The organism is Fusobacterium sp. SYSU M8D902 (assembly GCF_040199715.1).
GTDB lineage: Bacteria > Fusobacteriota > Fusobacteriia > Fusobacteriales > Fusobacteriaceae > Fusobacterium_A.
On record NZ_JBEFNA010000079.1, the window covers coordinates 1 to 714 of the forward strand.

A 714-nucleotide genomic window follows, 5' to 3' on the forward strand; every position below is an offset into this window, starting at 1 on the left:
ATGTAATCTGTGGCCACTTGATTCCTGCAGGTACTGGTCTTCGTCAGTGGGATAAGCTCATCGTAGGCTCTAAAGAAGAATATGAGCGTATGCAGGCTAATAAGAAAAATGTGCTCGACTATGCTGATTCTCCAATAGGAGAATAATCGTAGAATAGAGTACTATATATAAATAGGTATAATGAGGGTGCGTCATAAGTCTATGGCGCACCCTTTTGTTATCTGCAACTGATGAAAAAAAGCAAAGAATCAGGATTCCATCTTCTGTTGTCTTATGATGTTTTTTAAAAATAAGTGGCAGATTATTCGTTTTTTTCAGATATTATGTGTAAATTTGCACTATCATTTAAAGTTTAATCCTATTAACTTAGTAAAATTATGGAAGAAAATAAGAATAATCAACAGCAGCAGAATCAGTTCCAGATGGGCATCAGCCCTGAAGTTGCAGAGGGTACATACTCTAACTTGGCACTGATTACACATTCTAGTTCAGACTTCATCTTGGATTTTGCATGTGCACTTCCTGGCATGCCTGCACCTCAGATCAAGAGTCGTGTTATCATGGCACCTGAACATGCTAAGCGATTGCTCCAGGCATTGCAGAGCAATATTTATAACTACGAGCAGTCCTTCGGTAAAATTAAGTTGTCTGATGAGCAAGAACGTACAATCGCTCCATTCGGCACACCAAAGGGTGAGGCATAATGTACTACAA

At 38.9% G+C, this 714-nt stretch carries 1 protein-coding gene; it reads left to right on the forward strand.

Annotated features, from left to right (window positions below; all coding sequences use genetic code 11):
• Window positions 1-377 precede the first annotated feature (377 nt).
• Complete coding sequence (locus tag ABNK64_RS11140) at window positions 378-704, forward strand: DUF3467 domain-containing protein (protein WP_006848840.1); 327 nt, start codon at window positions 378-380, stop codon at window positions 702-704.
• Window positions 705-714: the final 10 nt, after the last annotated feature.